This window comes from Kitasatospora sp. NPDC085895 (genome assembly GCF_040702125.1).
In the GTDB taxonomy this organism is placed as follows: Bacteria; Actinomycetota; Actinomycetes; order Streptomycetales; family Streptomycetaceae; genus Kitasatospora; species Kitasatospora arboriphila.
Genome location: NZ_JBFBJY010000029.1, coordinates 1 through 19,164, shown reverse-complemented (window position 1 = coordinate 19,164; position 19,164 = coordinate 1). Strand labels below are relative to the sequence as shown.

The 19,164-nt window shown below is 75.5% G+C and carries 11 protein-coding genes; 5 read left to right on the top strand and 6 right to left on the bottom strand.

Features of this window, described 5'->3' with window-relative positions:
* Positions 1–4: 4 nt before the first annotated feature.
* From AB0442_RS19460 to AB0442_RS19445, 4 genes are all read right to left on the bottom strand, one after another.
* Positions 5–2,302, bottom strand: coding sequence for a molybdopterin oxidoreductase family protein (locus AB0442_RS19460; protein ID WP_366164186.1), 2,298 nt, complete (start codon positions 2,300–2,302; stop codon positions 5–7).
* The gene (locus AB0442_RS19455) at positions 2,299–3,309 is read right to left on the bottom strand and encodes an MFS transporter (RefSeq protein WP_366164240.1); all 1,011 of its coding nucleotides are present in this window, start codon (positions 3,307–3,309) and stop codon (positions 2,299–2,301) included. The genes AB0442_RS19460 and AB0442_RS19455 overlap by 4 nt, the downstream gene beginning before the upstream one ends.
* A gap of 199 nt (positions 3,310–3,508) precedes the next feature.
* Complete coding sequence (locus AB0442_RS19450; RefSeq protein WP_366164185.1) at positions 3,509–5,464, bottom strand: hypothetical protein; 1,956 nt, start codon at positions 5,462–5,464, stop codon at positions 3,509–3,511.
* 146 nt (positions 5,465–5,610) lie between these two features.
* Positions 5,611–7,689 (bottom strand): SpoIIE family protein phosphatase, encoded by a 2,079-nt coding sequence (locus AB0442_RS19445; protein WP_366164184.1) that lies wholly within the window; start codon positions 7,687–7,689, stop codon positions 5,611–5,613.
* A gap of 151 nt (positions 7,690–7,840) precedes the next feature.
* Between AB0442_RS19445 and AB0442_RS19440 the strand changes: the two genes are divergently transcribed.
* The gene (locus tag AB0442_RS19440) at positions 7,841–9,514 is read left to right on the top strand and encodes a SpoIIE family protein phosphatase (protein WP_366164183.1); all 1,674 of its coding nucleotides are present in this window, start codon (positions 7,841–7,843) and stop codon (positions 9,512–9,514) included.
* 42 nt (positions 9,515–9,556) lie between these two features.
* Here the strand turns inward: AB0442_RS19440 and AB0442_RS19435 are convergent, their stop codons facing one another.
* The gene (locus tag AB0442_RS19435; protein WP_366164182.1) at positions 9,557–11,638 is read right to left on the bottom strand and encodes an MDR family MFS transporter; all 2,082 of its coding nucleotides are present in this window, start codon (positions 11,636–11,638) and stop codon (positions 9,557–9,559) included.
* Positions 11,639–11,740: 102 nt separating this feature from the next.
* Between AB0442_RS19435 and AB0442_RS19430 the strand changes: the two genes are divergently transcribed.
* On the top strand, positions 11,741–12,268 hold the full coding sequence (locus AB0442_RS19430; protein ID WP_366164181.1) for a 2'-5' RNA ligase family protein: 528 nt from the start codon (positions 11,741–11,743) through the stop codon (positions 12,266–12,268).
* Between the two features lie 82 nt (positions 12,269–12,350).
* The gene (locus AB0442_RS19425) at positions 12,351–13,886 is read left to right on the top strand and encodes an ATP-dependent DNA ligase (RefSeq protein WP_366164180.1); all 1,536 of its coding nucleotides are present in this window, start codon (positions 12,351–12,353) and stop codon (positions 13,884–13,886) included.
* A 9-nt stretch (positions 13,887–13,895) separates the two neighbouring features.
* On the opposite strand, the gene AB0442_RS19420 is transcribed toward AB0442_RS19425, so the two are convergent.
* Entirely contained in the window at positions 13,896–14,843 is a 948-nt protein-coding gene (locus AB0442_RS19420) for a pseudouridine synthase (RefSeq protein ID WP_366164179.1), read from the bottom strand.
* 118 nt (positions 14,844–14,961) lie between these two features.
* Here AB0442_RS19420 and AB0442_RS19415 point away from each other — a divergent pair, with 118 nt between their 5' ends.
* Both AB0442_RS19415 and AB0442_RS19410 read left to right on the top strand, forming a co-directional pair.
* Complete coding sequence (locus AB0442_RS19415; protein ID WP_366164178.1) at positions 14,962–18,672, top strand: SpoIIE family protein phosphatase; 3,711 nt, start codon at positions 14,962–14,964, stop codon at positions 18,670–18,672.
* A gap of 151 nt (positions 18,673–18,823) precedes the next feature.
* The gene (locus AB0442_RS19410; RefSeq protein ID WP_366164177.1) at positions 18,824–19,111 is read left to right on the top strand and encodes a hypothetical protein; all 288 of its coding nucleotides are present in this window, start codon (positions 18,824–18,826) and stop codon (positions 19,109–19,111) included.
* The last annotated feature ends 53 nt before the right edge of the window (positions 19,112–19,164 follow it).

Here is a 19,164-nt window from a genome sequence, read left to right as displayed (position 1 = left end):
CCGGTCAGCCCCTCTCGGCGGTGCCGCGCCCCTGCGGGGCGGTCGGCGGCAGCGGGTCGGTGCGCGAGGCCTGCGCCTCCGGGTAGGCGGTGCGCCCGGGCGGCACGGGTGGTGCGGGCACCTCGTCGAGGTGCTCGGCCCGTTCGATCCGCACGGCGCACACCTTGTACTCGGGGATCTTGGAGCGCGGGTCGAGGGCGTCGATCGTCAGCTGGTTGGCGGCGACGGGGTACGGCCAGTGGTAGGGCACGAAGACGTGGTCGGCCCGGATCGCCTCGGTGACCAGCGCGGGCAGCACGGCCGCGCCGCGGCGGGTGACGACGCGGACGGCGTCGCCGGTGCGGAAGCCGTGCGAGGGGTGCACCTCGACCCAGGGCCGCGGGGTCTGCTCGACCAGTCCGCCGAGCCGCCGGGTCTGGTTGCCGGAGAGGTAGTGCGCGACGGTGCGCCCGGTGGTCAGCGTCATCGGGTACTCGTCGTCGTACGGGTCGGCGGGCGGGTGCCACTCGACGACCTGCAGGTGCACCGTGCCGTCCGGGTGGTAGGTGCGGCCGTCCTCGAACAGCCGCGGGGTGCCGGGGTGGTCGACGGAGGGGCAGGGCCAGGCGATGCCGCCGGTCTCCTCCAGCCGCTCGTAGGTGATGCCGTGGTAGTCGACGACGGTGCCGGCGGAGGCACGGCGCAGTTCGTCGAAGACCTCGCGGGAGCCGGCGAAGCGGAACTTGTCGCCGGCGCCGAGGCGTTCGGCGAGTTCGCAGAGCACCCGGGTGTCGGTGAGGACGCCGGGCGGCGGGTCCTGGGCCTTGTTGTGCTTGACCACCCGGGCCTCGGCGTTGGCCATCACGCCCTCGTCCTCGGCCCAGGTGGTGACCGGCAGCACGACGTGCGCGTCGGCGGCGGTCTCGGAGAGGAAGAAGTCGAGCTGGACGTGGAAGTCGAGGGTGTCGTAGCCCTCCTTCACCACGGAGTGGTGCGGCAGCGAGACGAAGGGGTTGTTGCAGACGCCGAGCAGGCCGCGGATCTCGCGGCGCCGCATCTGGTGCACCATCTCCGTCATCGAGGTTCCGGCGGTGGGCAGTTCGGCCTCGTCGATGCCCCAGATCTCACTGATCTGCCGGCGGTGCACCGGGTCGAGGATGGACCGTCCGCCGGGCAGCAGGTCGGCCTTCTGCCCGTGTTCGCGGCCGCCTTGGCCGTTGCCCTGGCCGGTGATGGTGCCGTAGCCGCAGCCGGGGCGGCCCAGGTTGCCGGTGGCGGTGCAGAGGTTGATGACGGCGAGGCAGTTCTCCACGCCCTGGGTGTGGTGCTCGATGCCGCGGGCGTGCCAGGCCATGGCGCGCGGCGCGGCGCCGAACAGCCGTGCCACCCGGACGACCTGTTCGGCGGGGATCCCGCAGATCTCCGCGGCCCGTTCGGGGGTGTACGCGGCGACGGCCGCCCGGACCTCGTCCCAGCCGCTGGTGTGCCCGGCGAGGAAGGCCTCGTCGGTGAGGCCCTCGCGGACGACGGTGTTCAGCACCGCGTTGAAGAACGCCGAGTCGGTGCCGGAGCGCAGCGCCACGTGCACGTCGGCGGTGCGGGCGATCGCGGTCTGCCGCGGGTCGACGACGATCAGCACCGCGCCGCGGTCCCGGGCGCCCCACACGTACTGGGTCATCACCGGGAAGCACTCGCCGACGTTGGCCCCGGCGATCAACAGGCAGTCGGTCTGCAGGATGTCGGCGAACGGGTTGGCGGCGCGGTCGATGCCGAAGGCGAGCTTGTTGGCGCCGACGGCGCTGACCATGCAGAGCCGGCCGTTGTAGTCGACGTGCCGGGTGCGCAGCGCGACCCGGGCGAACTTGCCGACCAGGTAGGTCTTCTCGGAGAAGAGGCTGGCGCCGCCGAGCATGCCGAAGGCGTCCCGGCCGTACTCGGCCTGGATCGCACGGATGCGTTCGGCGACGTGGTCGAGGGCCTCCTCCCAGCCGACCTCGCGGAAGGGCTCGCCCCGGGAGCGGCGCAGCAGCGGGGCGGTGAGCCGGTCGGGGTGGTTGACCTGCTGGTAGGCGTTGATGCCCTTGGGGCACAGCCGCATCCGGTTGATGTCGTGGTTGCGGGGTTCGACGCCGAAGACCTTGCCGCCGGCGACGCGCAGGTACATGCCGCACTGGACGCCGCAGAAGCAGCAGTGGGTGGGCACCAGGGTCTCGTCGCCGAGGTCCGCGCGCCAGCCGGCCGCCGGCAGACCGCCCGCGTCGCGGAAGCCGCGGGTGCCGGGCGGGGCGATCACCGGGTCGATGCGGCGGGCGGAGCCGGTCACCGGAAGCCCCGTTTCACCTGGGAGAGGTAGGCGCCGCCGCGCAGCACCCGTTTGCAGCGGGGGCAGGTCTCGGCCCAGCTGTCGAAGTCGAGGTGGAGGTCGCGCATGGTGCCGCGGAGGTTGGCGACGTAGGCGGCGGTGTCGATCGGCCGGCCGCAGTTGCGGCAGTGCAGGATCTCGCCGTCGGTGCGGGAGACCAGTTTGAACAGCTGCATGCCGACGGCGGCGGGGCGCTGCACGATGTGGAAGAACTTGCCGAAGGGCAGGTGGACCAGGGTGAGCACGACGGACGCCATGTGCAGCACGGACAGGAACTGGTAGCCGCCGCCCTGGAGGGCGATCTCGGAGAAGGTGAGCAGCAGCCCGGTGACGGAGACGGTGATCAGGGCGAGCAGCGGGACGAGGTCGTAGCCGAAGCGCTGTCCGGTGACGGCCTGCCGGTCGCGCATCCGGCGCCACAGGAAGTAACCGCTGCCGCCGATCACCATCACGGCGGCCAGGTCGAGTCCGTGGTAGAGCGCCCAGCCGAGGGCGCTGTCGTAGGTGAAGCCGAAGACCTCGATGCCCCACAGCCGCATCCGGTAGCCGGGGCCGTCCGGACCGACGGCGGTGAAGGTGAACCAGCCCCAGGTCAGCGGGAAGGTGATGGCGGCGGCCAGCAGGCAGCCCCAGAAGAGGAGTTGGTGGGCGGCCCAGCGGGCGTGCGAGCGGGCGCCGAGGAACTTCTGGAAGCCCAGGTAGGTGACGGCGAGCCGGGGCAGGGCGGTGGGCAGCCGGCGCAGGTTGTGCCGGGAGAGGGCGGCGCGCCGTCCCTGGCGGAACAGGCGGGCGGCCGCGGGGGCGGAGATCCAGACGGTGTAGCGGTGGACGACGCCGAAGGTGAGGAAGACGGTGGCGACGGCGTAGGGCACCAGTGCGGAGTCGAAGTCGCGCAGTCCGCGGCTGCCGAGCACGATCGCGAGGATCAGCAGCAGCGAGGCGCCCGTCGCGGCGAGGAGGGCCCGCAGGGCGACCCGCCGCGGCGGTGCGGGCTCGGGCGGGGGTGCCGGCGGCGCCTCCTCCGGCAGGCTGGTCGTGGCCACCCGGGCCTCCCGTCGTCGTGTCCGGCCGTGCGCAGGGATCCCGACGACCGTATGCGGCGCGGCCGTTCGCGGCCCGCCGGGGCGGCCGGGCGGGTGAGCGCCGGCGGTGCCCGCGGCGGGCCCGTCAGGGCAGCGGGCGGACGGGGGTGCCGTCCGCGCGGGCGCCCTCGACGGTGGGCCGGTCCGGGCCGGGCAGGTCGACCGCCAGGGTGCGGTCGCGGACGGCCCGGTCGGCGGCGCCCGGCTCGTGGACGGTGAGGCTGACGACGCGGCGGCTGGCGGCGGCGAGCAGCAGGTCGTGCCCGTCGGGGGCGCGCCACCGGCTCCAGGCCACGGTGTCCTGGTCGAAGCGGCTGCAGCCGCGGCCCTCGGCGTAGCCGGTCCTGGCCGGTTCGGCGGCGCCGGGCAGCAGCAGTTCGGTGGCGGCGGAGCCGGTGCCGTTCCAGCGGTCGGTGCGCAGGCAGACCCAGGTAGCGGTGCCGGCCCGCTGGGGCAGCGGCTGGACGGCGAAGGCCCAGGCGTTCAGCGCCTTCACCCCGGGGGCGCGCTCCGGGATCGCGCAGACGGTGCGGGCCCAGGTGGCCAGCGCCTCGCTCCCGGTGGCCTCGCGGGGTGCGCGGGCGGCCCCGGTGGTGGGCGGCGGGGTGTAGGTGAGGTGGGCGGGGGCGAGGCCGCCGAGGTCGGCGAGCAGGAAGGCGTGGTTCTCGGCGACCTCGCGGGAGGAGCGCAGTTGCAGGGCGGTGAGGTCCTGGCATCGGTCCGCCGGGGGTGCGGGCACCGGGTCGGTGACGCCGTCCCTCCGGCCGAGCGGGCGGGCGGGTGTGTCGGGGGCGCGGAGGCTGCGCAGCGAGGCCTCGGAGATCCAGGGGGCGAGCAGGTAGCGGACGGCGTCGCCGGTGCGGTGCAGCACCAGTGCGGCAGCGGTGGTGACGTCGGAGTCGTCGGCGCGGGCGAGCTGCAGGCCGCGGCCGTCCGTCCAGCGGGCGATCCGGCCGCCGTCGGAGAGCAGCACGACCTCGTCGCCGTCGACGCTGCCGGCGTAGAGCAGCTGCGGGGGTGCGGCGGGCGGACCGCCGGCGGTGCCGGGTTCGCGGCCGGTGGGTTCGCGGCCGGTGGCTCCGGTGCCCGGGGCCGCGCCGTCCCAGGCGGCGAGGGCGCGGCCGAGCAGGGCCCGGTCGCCGGTGCGGTCGCCCCGGGCGGGCCAGGCGGTGTGGTCGAGCCGGGCGGTACGGCGCCACAGGCCGGGGTCGGCCCGGACGAGTGCGTCGGGACGGGCCGCGGTGACCGCGTCGGAGCTCGGCAGCCGGAGGGCGGGCGCGCGGGACTCGTGCCGGAGCATGTGGGCACCGACGGCGAACGGCAGGAGCAGCAGGGCCGCGGCGGCGATCCGGGCGGCGCGCCGGCGGCGGATCAGGTCGCCGGGCTGGACGCGCACGGTGCACGGGTCGAAGCGCTCGCCGTCCCACTGGGCGGCGAGGTCGGCGGGGACGGCCGCGGCCTCGCGGCGGGCCCGGTCGGGGCGTGTCCCGCCGGCCCGGACGAGGACGGCGGTGACCTCGGCGGGCGGCAGGCCGTCCACGGCGCGCAGCGCGTAGGCGGCGCGTCCGGCCGGGCTCAGTGCGGCGAGGGCGCGGTCCAGGGCGACGGCCTCCGGGCCGCCGTCGGCGGTGGTCAGCCGCAGGCCCCAGACCTGCGGCAGCAGCCGGACGGCCCGGTCGCCGGGCCGGTGGGCGGCGCCGAGGGCGCGGCGCACCACGCGGTCGCGCAGTTCCTCGTAGAGCTCCTCGGCGGGGCCGCGGCGGGCGGCGGGATGCCAGGGCGAGCCGGCCAGGGCGCGCTGGGTGACGGCGTGGGCGCGCAGCAGGCGCCGGCGGCGGTCGGCCCCGGCGGGCAGCACCAGGTAGGCGATCCGGGCGAGGCGGCGGTAGTTGACGACCAGGACCTCCTCGGCGTCGCTCTGCACCGCGTCCTCGCGCGGCGGGCCGCCGGGGAGCGGCCGCGGCGGCTCGACCGCGTCCGGCTCGGGCGGGCGGGGAGCGGCGGGCCGCGGCGCGGGGCGGCGCAGGGTGGGGCGGTCCATGGGAGCGGGCTCCGGTGGCTAGTGCTGGTCCGGCGGTTCGCGTCGAGTCCCGCCCCGCGGCGCGGATCGTCGGACGGGCCCCGCGGTTCGGGCGGCAGCCGGGTGGACTGCAGCCGGGGTGGACTGCAGATCATCCAACGAGTTGATCATGCGATGGTTGCGGCCCGCACGGACTCGGGGACGGGCTGCTCGGACCAGACGGTCTTGCCGCGCTCGCCGTACCGGGTGCCCCAGCGGCGGCTCAGGTGCATCACCAGGAACAGGCCGCGGCCGCCCTCGTCCCCGCTGCGGGCGAGCCGCATGTGCGGGGCGGCCGAGTTGCTGTCGGAGACTTCGCAGAGCAGCCCGCGGTCGCGGATCAGCCGCAGCCGCACCGGCCCGCGGCCGTAGCGGATGGCGTTGGTGACCAGCTCGCTGACGATCAGTTCGGTGTCCGCGGCGATCGTCTCCAGTCCCCAGGCGGCGAGCTGCTGGGAGACGAGGGTGCGCGCGGTGGAGACCACGGCCGGGTCGGCGGGCAGCGTCCACAGCGCGACCCGGTCGCTGCCGAAGAGCTTCGTCCGGGCGAGCAGCAGCAGCGCGTCCTCGTCGAGGCGGTGCGGGACGGCGGCGTACGCGACGTCGTCGCACAGTTCGCGCAGGCTGCGGTCGGGGTGGGCGAGCAGTCTGCGCAGCCGGTTCCGGCCGGAGCGGTCGCCGTCGTCGGAGCCGGCGGTGAGGCCGCGGGTGTGCAGGGCGAGCAGGCTGCCCTCGGGCAGTTCGGCGTGGACCGCCTCGTAGCCCTCGCCGCCGCCGCGGCCGAGCGCCGGGCCGACGGGCACCTCGAAGTCCAGCAGGCTGCCGTCGCGGGCGATCGGCACCAGCGGCGGGTGGCCGGCGGCGGCCGCGCTGCACCGGCCGGTCACCGGGTCGTAGACGAGGTAGAGGCAGCTGGCGAGGACGGGCGGCTCGCCCGGTTCGGGGACGGTCTCATCCGCCAGCCGCCGGACGGTCTCGTCGAGGACGCCGAGCAGTTCGTCGGTCGGCAGGTCCTGCCGGGCCAGGGTCTGCACGACGGTGCGCAGCTGGCCCATGGTGGCGGCCGCCTCGACGCCGCGTCCGGCGACCGTGCCGCACACCAGGGCGACCCGGCCGCCGGAGAGCGGGACGACGTCGAACCAGTCGGCCCCCGCGTCTCCGGACAGGTGCAGGTAGGCGGTGTCGACGGCGGGCAGGTCGGGCGGGCGGACGGGCAGCAGCCGGCGCTGCAGTGCGGTCGCGATGGTCCGCTCGTGCAGGTACTGCCAGGCCCGGTGGACGCTGAGCGTCGTCCGGTCGGCCAGCTCCGCCGCCAGTTCGAGGTCCCCCTGGTCGAACGGCTCCTCGGTGGCCGTGCGGACGAAGACGGCGAGGCCGAGGGCGGTGCCGTGCACGGTGAGCGGCGCGACGATCAGCGAGTGCGCGCCGGCCTCGGCGAGCCGCCGGGCCCGTACCGAGTCGGCCGCCAGCAGCGGCTCGTCCGGGGTGAGGTGGGCGATCAGCCGGGGGCGGTGGTCGTGCATGCTCTGGCTGAGCACGGTCGGGAAGTGCAGGGAGGTCAGCTCGCCGTCCGGTGTCCTGCTCCGGAACTCCTCCACGGAGCGCAGCACCACCCGGCGCAGCGGTGCGTCCGCGGCGACCGGGCCTGCCTGCAGCCGGCGGCCCCGCAGCACGTCGTCCAGCAGGTCGACGATCACGACGTCGGCGAAGCGCCCGATCGTCACCTCGGCGAGTTCGCCGACGGTCGCGGAGGGGTCCAGGGTGGAGCCGATCAGCCGCTGGGCGTCGTGCAGGATCGCCAGCCGGTCCGCGGTGGTCTGCTGCTCGGTGACGTCCTCGGCCATCACGGCGAGGCCGAGCACCCGGCCGCCGGGGGCGTTCAGCCGGAAGACCGACAGCGACACCACCATCCGCTTGCCGGCGTCGTGCGGGAGGGTGCCGGAGACCCGCAGGCGCCGCACCGAGTTGCCGGTCGCCAGCACGGACCTGGCGACCTCGGTCAGCTTCTCGTGCGGGAACCCGGGGGCGAACTCCTCCACCGTCCGGCCGACCACGGCGTCCGGCGGCATGCCGCGCATGCCGCGCGCCGCGGTGTTGAAGCGCACCACCCGGAGATCCGGATCGAGCACGAACAGACCGGCCGGGGCGCGGGTGAACAGCGCCTCCAGCAGAGCGGCGTCGGTGCGGACGCGGTCGTTCGGCTGCACGGGTGCACCCCTCTCCGGGCCTAGGGCTCGCTCTCCACCTTGTCAGCGCCCGGGCGGGCGGCAAGTCGGCGCCGGGCCGGGTGCGGATGCAGCCGCCCGGCCCGCCCGCGACGATGGAGGGCAGACCTGCTGCCGGAAGGCGGTGACGCCGGTGTCCCACGACCACGTGTGGCGTGCACTGCCGTCCCCCGTGCGCGAGCTGCTGGAGGGCACACCAGGCGCGGTCGGCGTCCTCGACACCGACCTGCGGTACGTGTACGTCAACACCGCGCTGGCCCGGCTGAACGGCGCCCCGGCCGCCGACCACATCGGCCGCACCATCGCCGAGGTCGTGCCCGGCATCGACGCCCGGCTCGACGTGCTGCGGGCCGTGCTCGCCGACGGCGTACCCCGCGAGACCACCTCCAGCGGCCAGACCCGGGTGCCCTCCCCGCTCGCCCGGCGCTACTTCCACGGCGCCTACCACCGGCTGGAGGTGGACGGCACGGTCGTCGGCATCGCCGGCATCGTGCTGGAGGTGACCGCCTCCCGGCAGCAGCAGAACGAACTGGAACGCGCCCGCGAGCGGCTCGCCATGCTCGACAGCGCCTCCACCCGGATCGGCACCACCCTCGACATGGACACCACCTGCGTCGAACTCGCCAGCTTCCTCGTCCCCGAGCTCGGCGACGCCGCCTCGGTGGACGTGCTGCCGCCCGAGGAGGCCCCCGCCGCGCACACCCTCCCCGGCGTCCTGCGGCTGCGCCGCGCCTCCCTGGTCTCCGTACCCGAGCTGGAGGAGACCGCGGCGGCCCTCGGCAAGGCCGGCGAGCACATCGACCACCAACCCGGCTCGGCCGCCCGGCGGGCGCTGGAGAGCGGCCGCCCGGTGATCGAGAACATGCCGGCCGACGACCGCCTCGGCCGGGCCGCGGCACACCCCGACCGGCTGGCGGCGCTGCGCCGCGGCGGCGTGCACTCCGGTCTGGTGGTGCCGCTGCTGGCCCGCGGCCGCGCCCTCGGCACGGTCACCCTGCTCCGGGCCGGCAGCTCGCCGGTGTTCACCCCGGAGGACACCGTGGTGGTCGCGGACCTGGCGCTGCGGGCCGCCGTCAGCATCGACAACGCCCGCCGCTTCACCCGCGAGCACGGCATCGCCCTCGACCTGCAGCGCGCCCTCCTCGCCGAGCCCGGCGCCCCGCACCCGGGCCTCGAAGTGGCCTTCCGCTACCGGCCCGCCGGGGCGAGCGCCCTGGTCGGCGGCGACTTCTACGAGACGGTGGCCCGCCCGGACGGCAGCACCCTGCTGGCCATCGGCGACGTGATGGGGCACAGCCTGGAGGCCGCCGTCGAGATGAGCCACTACCAGGCGATGCTGCGGATGGTCGCCGCCGGGAACCTGCCGCCCGGCCGCGTCCTGGACCGGATGGACCGGCTGACCGCGCCGCTCGCCACCGGGCGGCCGGCGACCTGCCTCGCGGTGGTGATGTCCCCGCGGACCGGCACCTGCACCTTCGCCAGCGCCGGGCACCTGCCGCCCGCCCTGGTCGCCCCCGACGGGACGGTCCGCCTGCTGTCGGTCGAGCCGGGCCCGCCGCTCGCCGCCGGGTTCGGCGGGTTCCCCGAGGTGACGGCGCAGTGCCCGCCCGGCCACCACCTGCTGCTCTACACCGACGGGCTGGTCGAGCGCCGCGACGAGGCCATCGACGCCTCGCTCGCCCGGCTGACCCACCTGCGGCTCCCCCCGCACGCCGGCGGCGAACAGCTCCTGGACGCCGTCCTCACCGGCCTCTCCCCCACCGCCGACGACGACGTGGCCCTCCTCGCGGCCACCCTGCGGGACTGAGGCACCCACCGGGAGGTACCCCCGCGCGCCCCCGGTGGCTCTCTAGTGCTTGCCGACCCCCGCCGGGTCACCCAGTTCGCGGGACGGGAGGCCCTCGGTGAGGTCCTCGGCGATGAGGCGTTTGGCGATGGCGTGGACGGCGGCGCGGAGTTCGGCGCTGCGGGGGCGGCCCGCCTCCTGCTCCAGCTGGTCGTTCAGCCACTGGGCCCAGGCGCCGCCGATCCGCTCGGCCTCCCGCTGCCCCGCCTCGGTGTGCATGTAGTAGCCGTTCACCCGGGACAGCCAGCCCTCTCCGACGGCCCGGTCGAAGACCGGTTCGAGCACCTCGCCGGGCAGCCGCCGGCGGGCCGCGATCAGGGTGAGCGAGGCGTGGCCGACCGTCCGGGTGAACAGTTCGACCTGCATGACGGCCCAGGCCACGGCGATGTCCAGCCGGGTGCCGGACCGGGCGACGACGTCCCGGGCGGTGTCCTGGTCGGTACCTCGGATGATCTTGGCGACGGAGAGTTCGAGCACCCGCGCCGAGTCCCCGGAGACCGGGGAGGCGAAACCCTCGCCCATGTCGGTGGAGGAGGCGCGGGTGGAGTCGCGCAGCTTCACCTGCTTGAGGAAGAGCGCGACGACGAAGCCGACCGCGGCCACCGGCACCGTCCAGAGGAACACGGTGTGCAGGGCGTCCGCGTAGGCGTCGACGATCGGCGCGGCCTGGTCGGCGGGCAGGGCGTGCAGGTCCTTCGGGTTCTGGGCGGCGTTCAGCAGGACGGCCGGGTCGGCGCCGGTGAGCCGGGCGGAGGTCGCGATGCCCTCGGCGAGCCGGGGGCCGAGGGTGTTGGTGTAGATGGTGCCGAACACGGCCGTGCCGAAGGAACTGCCGAGGGTGCGGAAGAACGTGACGCCGGAGGTGGAGGTGCCGAGGTCGGCGTAGTCGACGGTGTTCTGCACGGCGATGGTGAGCACCTGCATGCTCAGGCCGATGCCGGCCCCGAGCACCAGCATGTAGAGGGACTGCAGCCAGGCCGGGGTGTCGGCGTCCATCAGCGACAGCAGGTACAGGCCGACGCCCATCACGGCAGAGCCGACGATCGGGAAGATCCGGTAGCGGCCGGTGCGGCTGACCATGGTGCCGCTGAACACCGAGGCGATCAGCAGACCGAAGACCATCGGCAGGGTCCGCACCCCGGAGACGGTGGCCGAGTCCCCGTCGACGTACTGCAGGAAGGTCGGCAGGAAGGTCAGCGCGCCGAGCATCGCGAAGCCGACGATGAAGCTGAGCACCGCGCAGACGGTGAAGACAGGGTTGCGGAACAGCCGCATCGGCAGCATCGGCTCGGCGGCCCGGGTCTCGACCCGGCAGAACAGGCCGAGGGCTACGGCGCCGCCGACGAACAGGCCGAGGATGACCGGCGAGCTCCAGGCGTACTCGTTGCCGCCCCAGCTGGTCGCCAGGATCACCGCGCTCGCGCCGACCGCGACCAGGGCGATGCCCAGGTAGTCGATGACCGGGCGGCCGGGGGCCCGCACCGAGGGGATCGTCCGGGCCGCGGCCAGCACCACCACGATCGCGATCGGCACGTTCACGTAGAAGGCCCAGCGCCAGGTCAGGTGGTCGGTGAACAGGCCGCCGAGCAGCGGGCCGATGACGGTGGCCACGCCGAAGACCGCGCCGATCGCGCCCTGGTACTTGCCGCGTTCGCGGAGCGGGATCACGTCGGCGATCAGCGCCATCGAGGTGACCATCAGGCCGCCCGCGCCGACGCCCTGCATGGCCCGCCAGGCGATCAGCATCAGCATGTCGGTGGACAGGCCGCACAGGAACGAGCCGGTGATGAACACGACCGCCGAGACCTGGAAGACCAGCTTGCGGCCGAACAGGTCGCCGAACTTGCCGACCAGCGCGGTGGTGACCGTCTCGGCGAGCAGGTACGAGGTGACCACCCAGGACATGTGCTGGGCGCCGCCGAGGTCGGAGACGATCGTCGGCAGCGCCGTGCCGACGATCGTCTGGTCGAGGGCGGCCAGCAGCATGCCGAGCATGATCGTGACGAAGACGACGTTGCGCTGCCGCCGGTCCAGGACGGGCGGCGCGGCGGCCGGGGCCGGCGGGCTGCTCTCGGTGGTGGTCACCCTCGCATGGTCGCCCGGCGGGCGGCCGGGCGCCCGTGCAGGGCCGCCGCGGCGGTGAACCCCGTCGGCCGGGGCGCCGGGGCCGGGCCGTAGCGTGGGCCCATGCAGACCGTCGAGCTGACCTGCGCGCCCGCCCTCGACGCGGCGGTGCGCGAGGTCTGGCAGCAGCTCTCGGAGGCCGGCCTCCCGAGCCTCGCCCACAACACCCACCCCGGGCACCGGCCGCACCTCACCCTGGCCTCCTGCGGGGCCGCGCCCGAGGGGGCGCTCGACGCGATCGGCGAACTGCTGGCCGAGGCACTGCCGCTGCCGGTCCGGCTGACCGGGCTGCTGTCGTTCTCCGCGCGCAGCCGCCGGCGGGTGCTGAGCTGGGCGGTCGTCCCGACCTTCGAACTGGTCGACCTGCACCGCCGCGTCCAGCTCCTGCTGGACGGCGCCGCGGACCCCAACCCGCACTACCTGCCCGGCCGCTGGGCCCCGCACATCGGCCTGACCCGACGGCTGGAGCCCGAGGAGCTGGCACTCGCCCACACCGTGGTCGGCCGCCACCCCGACCTGACCGGCAGCTTCGACGCGGGCCGCAGCTACGACACCCTCACCGGCACCACCGTCCCCCTCGGCCCGCTCTGACCGGTCGCGGGCCGGGACCGGCGGCGGCCGCGCCGACGGGGCAGGATGGCAGGCAGCGACCCGCCGCGGGAGGGAGTCGGCCGTGCTGGAACGCGTCGCCCGGGCGTCCGAGGCCGTGGCCGCCGAGCCGGGCCGGACGGCGAAGATCGTCCTGCTCGCGGACTGCTTGCGCGACCTCGGCCCGCAGGAGGCCCCGGCGGCGGTCGCCCTGCTCTCCGGCGAGTCCCGCCGGATGCGCGTCGGCGTCGGCTACGCGGCTCTGCGCGAGCTGCCCCCGCCCGCCCCGGAGGCCACGCTCGGGACGGCCGAGACCGAGACCCTGCTCGGCGACCTGGCGGCGGTGCGCGGCCGCGGCGCGCAGGCCGCCCGGCGCACCCTGCTCGACTCCCTCTTCGGACGGGCCACCGCCCCCGAACAGCGGCTGCTGCGCGGCGTGCTGGTCGGCGAACTGCGGCAGGGCGCGCTGGACGGCGTGATGGCGGAGGCCGTCGCCGAGGCCGCCGGGGTGCCCGCCCCTGCGGTGCGGCGGGCGCTGATGTTCCGCGGCTCGGCCCGGGCGGTCGCCGAGGCGGCGCTCACCGGCGGGGCGGCGGCGCTGGCCGCCTTCGGACTGGAGGTCGGCCGGCCGGTGCGGCCGATGCTGGCCTCCTCCGCACCGGGCGTCGCCGAAGCACTGGCGAAGGTCTCCCCCGCGGCCCTGGAGTGGAAGCTGGACGGGATCCGGGTGCAGGTGCACCGGTCGGGCGGCGAGGTGGGGGTGTTCACCCGCAGCCTGGAGGACATCACCGCCCGCGTCCCCGAACTCGTCGAGGCCGCCCTGGCCCTGCCCGTCCGCGCCGCCGTCCTGGACGGCGAGGCGATCGCCCTGGGCCCGGACGGCAGACCCCGGCCGTTCCAGGTGACGGCGGCGCGCACCGCCTCCCGGCAGGACCCGGAACGGCTGCGGGCCGAGGTGCCGCTGCACCCCTACTTCTTCGACCTGCTGCACCTCGACGGCACCGACCTGGTGGACGAACCGGGCGAACGCCGCTGGGCCGCCCTCGCCGGCCTGGTCGACGAACCGCGGCGGGTGCCCCGGCTGGTCACCGCCGACCCGGAGCAGGCCGTCGGCTTCCTCGCCGACGCGCTCGGCCGCGGCCACGAGGGCGTGGTCGTCAAGGACCTCGCTGCACGGTACGAGGCGGGCCGCCGCGGCGCCGGATGGATCAAGGTGAAACCGCACCACACCCTGGACCTGGTGGTGCTGGCCGCTGAGTGGGGCACCGGGCGGCGCCGCGGGTGGCTGAGCAACCTGCACCTGGGGGCGCGGTCCGGCGGCGAGGCGGGCCTGCCGGAGTGGGTGATGCTCGGCAAGACCTTCAAGGGGCTGACGGACGAACTGCTGGCCTGGCAGACCCGGGAGCTGCTCGCGCGGGAGACCGGCCGCGGCGACTACGAGGTGCAGGTCCGTCCGGAGCTGGTGGTCGAGGTCGCCTTCGACGGCCTCCAGCGCAGCCCCCGCTACCCGGCCGGGCTGGCCCTGCGGTTCGCCCGGGTCGTCCGCTACCGCCCCGACAAGACCGCCGCCGAAGCCGACACCGTCGCCACCGTACGGGCGATCGCTTCGGACGGGACGTGAGCGGCACCCCTATGCGTTGCCCCAGGTTTCGGGGGAGGTCCAGGCGGCCAGGGTGCGGCGGCTTTCGAAGTGGAGCGGCTCCCTGCTCACCGGGTCGGTGAACTCCAGCACAGCACCCAGCAGTTGGAGCGGGCGGCGGAAGTCGTCCGGGGCCGGCTCGGTGAGCACCCGCGGGTAGAGCGGATCGCCGAGGATCGGCAGCCCGAGCGAGGCCATGTGCAGCCTCAGCTGGTGGGTGCGGCCGGTGTGCGGGTGCAGCCGGTACCGGCCGAGGCCGTCGCGGTGCTCGGCGAGCTCGATCCGGCTCTCGCTGTTGGGCTCCCCGGGGACCTCGAAGGCGGCGAGCTCGCCGCGTTCCTTGACGATCCGGCTGCGGACGGTGACCGGCATCGGCCGCTGCGGGTCGAGCCCGGCGACCGCCTCGTACTCCTTGCGGACCGCGCGGCGTTCGAACAGGCCCTGGTAGGCGCCGCGCAGTTCGGGGCGGACGACGAACAGCACCAGTCCGGCGGTGAGCCGGTCGAGCCGGTGGGCGGGGCTGAGGCCGGGCAGGCCGAGGTCGCGGCGCAGCCGGGCGAGGGCCGTCTCGGTGACGTGCCGGCCGCGCGGGGTGGTGGACAGGAAGTGCGGCTTGTCGACCACGAGGATCCGTTCGTCCCGGTGCAGGACGTCGACGGCGAAGGGCACCGGGGTCTCCGGCTCCAGGTCCCGGTGGAACCAGACGTAGCCGCCGGGCCGGTAGGGGGTGTCGGCGGTGAGCGGGCCGTCGGTGGTGACGAAGACGCCCGCCCGCAGCATGTCGGCGACCCGCTCGGGGCCGACCGCCCGGCCGTAGCGCTCCAGCAGGTACGCGCCCGCGGTGGGCCACGGCCCGTCCGGCGGCAGCCGGAGCCGGACCGCGTCGATGCCGTCCCGCTGCGGCAGCGGGCTCGCCGGGATGCCTGGCCTGCGTCTCACCGTGCGAACCCTATCGGCCGCACCGGGACGCCCGTACGGCCGTGCGCTCCTCTGGGCGGGCTCCGGCTGCCATGGGAGGATGGCAGGGCGGAAGGCCGATCTCTGGACGGTGCCTGGCATGGACAATCCCGAGCAGGGCACGAGCTCCCCGAACCGCCGGGATCCGGCTGCGGAGGGGCCCGACGGGCACGCCCGCGACGGGCTGCTCATGGTGCCGATCGCGACGGCGTTGATCGCCGAGGACGGGCGCATCCTGCACTGGAGCCGCGACGCGGAGATGCTGCTCGGCTACAGCACCGAGGAGGCGATCGGCGAGTTCGCCGCGAACCTGCTGATCACCGAGGACCAGCGGAGCGACGTGCTGACCCTGTTCGACCACATCGTCAGCGGTCGGGCCTGGTCCGGGGTGTTCCCGGTGAAGCACCGCGAGGGCCACCACGTGAACCTGGAGTTCCGCACCCACCCCATCGCCGGGCCCGACGGGCGGCCGCTCGTCCTCGCGGTGGCCTCGGACGTCACGGCGCTGCGCCGCCTGCAGGCGGACCTCGCCGTGCTGGACGGCTTCTTCACCCAGTCACCGGTCGGCATGGCCGTGTACGACTCGGAGCTGCGGTTCGTCCGGCTGAACAGCGCGCTGGCGAAGATCAACGGCCTGTCGGTCGCCGAGCACCTCGGCCGGCGGGTCACCGAGGTGCTGCCCGGCATCAACGGCCGCGAGGTCGAGGCGGTGATGCGCAAGGTCCTGGACGGCGGGCCGCCGGTGGTCGACTCCCGCTCGCACGGCCGCACCCCGAGCGACCCGACGCACGACCACGCCTGGTCGGCGTCGTACTTCCGGCTGGACGAGCCCGGCGGGCAGGTGCTGGGGGTCAGCTCGACCATCGTCGACGTCACCGAGCGGTACCGGGCCGAGCACGCCGCGGCGATGGCCCGCGAGCGGCTGACGGTGCTCGCCGAGGCCACCGTCTCCATCGGCACCACGCTGGACCTGCGGCAGACCGCGCGGGAGCTCGCCGAGGTGATCGTGCCGCGGCTGGCCGACGCGGTCGGCGTGTTCGCCCTGGAGCACCTCGTCTCCGGCGCGGAGGCGACCGCCGGCGAGGACGGGCTGCGGGTGCGCCGGCTCGCCGTCGCCACCGCCGATCCGGAGCACCCGATCGGCGAGCTGCCGACCGAGGCGGTGTACCGGATCCCGCCGGGATCGGTGTACGAGCAGGCGCTGAGCTCCGGCCGGACGATCGTCGCCCCCAACTGGGACCTGCCGCTGCTCGCCGACGAGGCGCTCACCGAGCGCGTCCGCGACTACCTCGACGACCGGCCGCGGCCGGTGCGGGTCGCGCCGCTGGTCGCCCGCGGCACCGTGCTCGGCATGGTGGTGTACTCGCGCAGCCCCGAGCGGGAGGGCTTCGGCCCGGAGGACAGCACCCTCGGCGACGAACTGGCCTCCCGGGCCGCCGTCGCCATCGACAACGCCCGGCTCTACCTGCACCAGCAGCAGACCGCGCAGGCCCGCGAGCAGGCCCTCACCGAGGCCCGCGCCGCGCAGGAGCGGCTCGCCCTGGTGAACGCCGCCTCGGCCCGGATCGGCACCACCCTCGACCTCGCGCAGACCGCCCGGGAGCTCGCCGAGACGGCCAGCCCGCGGCTCGCCGACACCGTCGTCGTCGAGGTGCTGGACGCCCTGGTGCGCGGCGCCGAGACCGGGGTGCCCGGCCGCGCCGACCGGTCCGCGGTGCTGCGCCGGATGGCCTTCCACACCGTGCCGGGCAGCGGCATGAGCCCGATCGCGCCGGTCGGCAGCGTGCACCGCTTCCACCCGTCGACGCCGTACGCCTGGGTGCTCGCCCACCGCCGCCCGGTGCTGCTGCCGGAGCTGGACGAAGCGTCGCTGAACTGGTTCAACGACGACCCGGAACGGGCCGCGGCCGTCCGCGAGCAGGGGGTCCGCTCGGTCATGGTGGTGCCGCTGATCGCCCGCGGCTCCGCGGTCGGCGTCGCCACCTTCTACCGCAGCGTCACCGAGCGCCCGTACGACCAGGAGGACCTGCGCCTCGCCGGGGAGCTCGCCTCCCGGGCCGCCGTCGCCATCGACAACGCGCTGCTCTACACCCGGGAGCGGGACGCCGCCGAGCAGCGCCAGCGCGCCCTGGAGGCGGCCGGCGCCGCGCAGGCCCGGCTCGCCCTGCTGAACGAGGCGTCCACCCGGATCGGCACCACCCTCGACCTGCAGCGCACCGCGCAGGAGCTGATCGACGTGGTGATCCCGCGGTTCGCCGACTTCGTCACCGTCGACCTGCTGGAGTCGGTGCTGGAGGGCGACGAGCCCGAGCCGGTGCCCCGGGACGGCTCGGTGATGCTGCGGGCCGTCGCGGTCGGCGAGGTCGGCGCGAGCGGCACCATGATCGGCGCGGCCGACCCGGTCGGCGGCGGCTCGCGCTCCGCGCAGCTGTACGCGCAGAGCCTGCGCACCGGCCGGTCGATCCTGGTGCCGCACGTCGACGAGGCCGCACTGCGCCGGATCGTCGCCCACCCGAACCGGATCGCCCCCAGCCTGGAGGCCGGCGTCCACTCGTACCTGATGGTGCCGCTGCTCGCCCGCGGCACGGTGCTCGGCGGCGTCGAGTTCGTCCGCACCCACAACCCGGAGTCCTTCACGCACGCGGACGTGGCGCTCGCCGAGGAGCTCGCCGCCCGGGCCGCCGTCTGCATCGACAACGCCCGGATCTACCGCCGCGAGCGGGACACCGCGCTCACCCTGCAGCGCAGCCTGCTGCCGCAGGACGTGCACCGCACCCCCGGCCTGGAGATCGCCCACCGCTACCTGCCCAGCAGCGTGATCAGCGAGGTCGGCGGCGACTGGTTCGACGTGGTGCCGCTCAGCGGCGGTCGGGTCGCGCTGATCGTCGGCGACGTGATGGGCCACGGCATCCGGGCCGCCGCCACCATGGGCCAGCTGCGCACCGTCGCCCGGACGCTGATCACCCTGGAGATGGACCCGGCCCGGGTGCTGCGCCGGCTCGACGACGCGGCCGCCGCGATCGGCGAGGGCCAGTTCGCCACCTGCGTCTGCGTGCTCTTCGACCCGGTCGACCGGATCTGCACCGCCGCCACCGCCGGCCACCTGCCGCCCGTCATCGCCCGCGCCGACGGCTCCACCGAACTGCTCGAACTGCCGCCCGGCGCGCCGCTCGGCGTCGGCGGCGTGCCCTTCGAGTCGGTGCACACCACGCTCGACGAGGACGCCATCCTCGTCCTCTACACCGACGGCCTGGTCGAACGCCGCGGCCGCGACCTCGACGAGGGCATCGACCTGCTGCGCCGCACCGTCGCCGAGCGCCGCAGCTCGCTGGAGCAGACCTGCGACGCGGTGCTGGCCGCGCTCGGCGCCGCCGCCGGGCAGGACGACATCGCGGTGATCATGGCGCACTCGCGACCGATCGGCAGCGACCGGCTCGCCACCCTCACCCTGGCCGGGGACCGCGCCATGGTCCGGCACGCCCGGCGGTTCGCCCGCGAGACGCTCACCGAATGGGGCCTGAACGGGCTCAGCGACATGGTCGAGCTGCTGACCAGCGAACTGATCACCAACGCCCTGGTGCACGCCGGCGCCCCCGTGCAGCTGCGGATGTTCCGCAACCAGGTGCTCACCGTGGAGGTCGCCGACCGCGACCGGCACGAGCCCCGGCTGCGCCGCGCCCGCGCCGAGGACGAGGGCGGCCGGGGCATGCACCTGGTCAACGAGCTGGCGCACCGCTGGGGCGTGCGCGGCACCAAGGACGGCAAGGTCGTCTGGTACGAACTGGAGCTGCCGCCCGGCGCGGGGCGCTGACCCGCCGCCCGGGCCCGCCGCGGGTCGCCCGGACGGCGCACGGGCTGCTCCGTCGAGGTGAGGCGGGCGGGTGATCGGGCCGTGTCGGTTCGTACGCGGGCGGTGCGGGCCGCAGGATCGGTGCCGTCCGGCTTCCCGACCAGGAGGACTCATGCGCTCCAGCCTTGCCAGGATCACCACCGCCGCGCTCATCTCCGGCCTCGCCGTCTTCGGCACCGCGGGCGCGGCCGCCGCCCACGGCTCGCTCGCCCTCGGCGGCGACGCCGGCTCCGCCGAGGGCGAGGCCCTCGCGGTCGGCGGCGACGCCGACGCGCTGATCGAGCACGCGCTCGCGGTGGGCGGCGACGCCTCCTCCGCGGAGGGTGCGGCCCTCGCCGTGGGCGGCGACGCCTCGGGCTACGGCATCGGCGTCGCGGTCGGCGGGGACTCCTCCTCCTGACCCCGTACGGCCCGACCCCGCAGGACCGGCGACGGCCGGGCGGCCCCCCCGGG